The organism is Marinospirillum insulare DSM 21763 (genome assembly GCF_000686905.1).
In the GTDB taxonomy this organism is placed as follows: Bacteria; Pseudomonadota; Gammaproteobacteria; order Pseudomonadales; family Halomonadaceae; genus Marinospirillum; species Marinospirillum insulare.
In genome coordinates, this window is the sequence record NZ_JMLW01000064.1 from 1 (window position 1) to 3,736 (window position 3,736).

Annotated in this window: 4 protein-coding genes and 1 pseudogene; all 5 read left to right on the forward strand. The window is 38.7% G+C overall.

The genetic code is table 11. The features are described 5' to 3' along the window. Positions 1-72 precede the first annotated feature (72 nt). Positions 73-969, forward strand: a complete 897-nt coding sequence (locus tag BP27_RS0113540) for an AAC(3) family N-acetyltransferase (protein ID WP_027851983.1) — start codon at positions 73-75, stop codon at positions 967-969. 520 nt (positions 970-1,489) lie between these two features. Further along, a complete protein-coding gene (locus tag BP27_RS0113550; protein ID WP_150112078.1) occupies positions 1,490-1,876 on the forward strand; it encodes a DUF3800 domain-containing protein in 387 nt (128 codons plus the stop codon). Then, the gene (locus BP27_RS0113555) at positions 1,815-2,267 is read left to right on the forward strand and encodes a hypothetical protein (protein ID WP_150112079.1); all 453 of its coding nucleotides are present in this window, start codon (positions 1,815-1,817) and stop codon (positions 2,265-2,267) included. Before BP27_RS0113550 ends, BP27_RS0113555 begins: the two co-directional genes overlap by 62 nt. A 4-nt stretch (positions 2,268-2,271) precedes the next feature. Further along, complete coding sequence (locus BP27_RS0113560; protein WP_027851986.1) at positions 2,272-3,048, forward strand: hypothetical protein; 777 nt, start codon at positions 2,272-2,274, stop codon at positions 3,046-3,048. A 53-nt stretch (positions 3,049-3,101) separates the two neighbouring features. Continuing rightward, positions 3,102-3,662, forward strand: a pseudogene (locus BP27_RS17620) (phosphoribosyltransferase-like protein). The last annotated feature ends 74 nt before the right edge of the window (positions 3,663-3,736 follow it).

Below are 3,736 nucleotides of genomic sequence, written 5' to 3' on the forward strand. Positions count from 1 at the left end.
CATTCTTGGTCGATTGAAAAGCATAAGATGCTACAGCAGCTTGCCATCCAATCCTAGTTTAATGAGTTGCACTTGAGAGTTGAATCCAGGCATTATAAAAAAATACCTGATATTTTAGCAGGCCGTATAACCACATATTTACATAATAAAAATCATACTTCTAATAATAAGACTACGCCTTCAAAAGTACAAATAAATACTATCCAAGCCTTCCTAGATCGTGTTGGTATTAAAAATGGTGATGTGCTTTTTGTTCACTCCTCATGGGAAAACCTAAATAGTGGACTAATTACTGCCCCCGACCTTATAAAGACTTTGATAAACCAAGTAGGTGAAGCTGGCACACTAGCTATGCCAGCTATTCCTAATACACCACAAATTAATGGTGCAATTTTTAACGTAAAACGTACGCCCTCTGCTGCTGGCATGTTGACAGAAGTATTTCGTCGTTATCCAAATGTAAAACGCAGCATTAACTTAAACCACTCGGTTTGTGCTTTAGGTGAAAAAGCAGAATATTTGACGAAAGACCATCACCTAAGTGAAACATCATGGGATACAAACTCACCTTATTACCGTTTAGGCGAATTTGAAAATGCTTGGATTGTTGGTTTAGGTGTTGGTCATAGACTGCAAGTAGCAACTTCCCTGCATTGTGTTGAAAGTGCATTATGGAAGGAAAGCCCCTACTTTAAAAAATTATTCCGTAATCAAGTATGTTATGAATTTAAAGACAGCCAAGGGGAAATAGGACAGCACTGTTACAAACAGCGGACAGGTCAAATATACACTCCTAAAATTGCAAAATATTTTTCTAAAGATGAGCTGATAGAAGAAACAATAGATGGCCTAGAGGTATATGCAATTAAAGCCAAAACTCTTATTGAAAGAACTGTAGCTTTAGGTAAAGAAGGCAAGACTATGTACGTTTGGCCTATACCTTGGCCTTGGTTGTTTAATAAAAAATAAATTTGACTTTGAAGGCTCCATGCTAGAACCCGTAGAACGCTTCTTCAGAGCCTTCGGCGCAAAACAAACCCCTTACTTCGCTATCAGCAAAATCAACTCCAAACTGCTAAAAACCTACCGCTTCCTGCAGGAAATACGTAAATAGTTAGGTGGTTTGATTTTTTAGCCATGAAACGCACGAAAGTTTTTTATCATTTAGCTACGGAATCCACCGAAGAACACGGAAATTGTTAATTGGGCGAAGTAAGCTTAGGCCAGTAGGGGTGGTAGTTCAGGGTTCAATTCCTTGGGTGCTTGTTGGTGCCTTAGCCCTTTTTTTAGTGTTATGCCGATATGTATATATCCGTCTTGTATCTACTGCAAACGATAACAAAACTAAGGAGGTAACTATGGCGCAAACTATTAAATGCTGTATGCGAGCTTTGTTTGGCTCAGTTTTTGAAACAATCTTGGCTATTGGCGTGAGCATCATCGCAGGTTCGCAACTACTGACCTAAGTTTATTTAAAGTGAGAGCCGCTTTGAAAACCATCTACATCGACGAATCAGGCAACACCGGCTCAAACTTACTTGATAAAGACCAACCCGTATTTGCGACGGCCAGTTGTGATTTTTCGCTTGCAGAAGCTGAATATCTTTTAAGTCATTTATCCAGTTCCGCAGCAACAGAAGCTCACTTTAAGCGTTTACGGAAATCGCCAGCAGGGCGCGATGCAATAATAAAGCTATTAACAGATGAGCTAATAAATACGAAGCACATAAAGATCCATGCAATGCATAAAGAGTTTATGGCGCTTACGAAAATAGTCGATACGCTTATAGAGTCTTATTACAACGCGCACGGCTATGACTTTTATAAAAACGGTCAAAATATTAGCTACTCAAATATGCTGTGGTATTGCTGTTAAACACGATGATTCCAACACTCTGGAGCAGCAGCAACACATGGTCACGCAGTTTATGGATTGGACCAAAAGCGAGGTGGTTGCAGGATACGATAGACGCAAATTTACACTGCCCCTGAAAGCCAAAACGCTAGATTTCGTATGCTCTAAGCAGGTTAAGCAAATCCAAGTAATGGATATAGTAGCGAGCAGCTTGGGGTATTGGGCATCCAGCATAGCCACGAACAACACCAGTGATGCATTTTTTCAGCAGCTAGATACAGTTGGTTTTGATAACTGGCTTGGTAGCAACAAAATCTGGCCACAGCCAATTGTGGACCCACAGGAGTTAGGTACTGCTTATGATGGTAGTGGAGCAAACCCAGCTGATGCTTCGGCGTATTTTTTGACGTAAAAAAATGGCTAAAGACGTTATTAGTATTCAATTAGAATGGACTTACTCCCCAGCAACCTATTTAGAAGAGTCAATTTCATTAGAGATTGATGGCTGCTCGATAAAAATAGATAACGGTAAAGCTATGGCTACTCTAGAGCCTAGTTTTTTCGAGGAAAATAAAGACATCCGTGATGCGCTAACTCATAAAATAGAAAACTATTTTTTTGCTGTTCAACTATTCACACATGCAGGCTTTAATCTAAGTGAACCAGTGCGAACGGATATTTTAAATAATGGAAAGCGAACTATTTATCTTGAGTTCCACGACAGCATTTCAGTTTCTTCTAGTATTTCTGCAGATTTAATAATAAAGGATCTTAGTGACAATATTGTATTAGATACAAAACAAGAAAGACTAAATAAACAGCGGTGGTTTGCAGGTGCTATTAATCGATTTAGAGCAACAGACATAACGCTTGCCCACATGCTTCAAAGTTACCAAAAGTCAGTTGATGATCCTGATAATGAGCTGGTTCACCTATACGAGATAAGAGATGCACTGAATCAACATTTTGGCTCTAAGAAAAAAGCAATTAAACAACTGCAAATTAAAGAAAGCACTTGGGATGAAATAGGCAAGCTAGCAAATGCTTTACCACTAAAGCAGGGACGACATAGAGGAAGTTCAGTAGGGCAGTTGCGTGAAGCTACTCAAACAGAGTTACGCGAGGCAAGAACGGCAGCTAGAAATTTAATTGAAAGCTATTTACAGTCTTTAGAAAAAAGCCTGAACTCATAAACCATCAAGCGCACGGATGTTTTTTAATTTTATAGAAAATACAGGGAGTAACTATGCAAATAGATCAGAATATTCGTTCAGCGATTAACGAAATCATAAGGATAGCAGGCTGTTATCGTGCTGGTGAGCCGGGATTTAATTTTGATGAAGCGCATGTTTATAAATGGATTGAGCAGTTTGACGAAAATGTACGCTTGCCATTATTAAACGAATTGGCTTATGTGCTAGAGCGCACGTACATTACTCGGCAGACCATGAAATCATTTTTGCGTAACTTATTTAATGCCATTAAATCTAATGATTCAAAATGCAACTAGTGGAAAAATATAAATTTATTACGAATTCAGCAGCGCGGCAACAGTCAAGGTGAGATGTTGAGTTTATTTAATGAGATTTTATTGGAAGAGTGTCACGGTACAGTGACGGTAGATAATTGCTCTGCGACAGAGGCAACCACTTATATTTATTTAGATGATTTTGTTTTTACCGGTTTTCGATTAAAGACGGATTTAGAAAGCTGGCTGATAAAAGATGCACCTGAAAATATTAACTTGTATGTAGTTGCTTACGGCTCTTATTTGGGTTTTTGGAATAACCTGGATTCAACTTGCTAGTGCAACAGCCTGTAATTCTTCGAACAATACCTCATTCGGTGTTTTCATACCAAGTGATTCTCTAGGTCTATTAT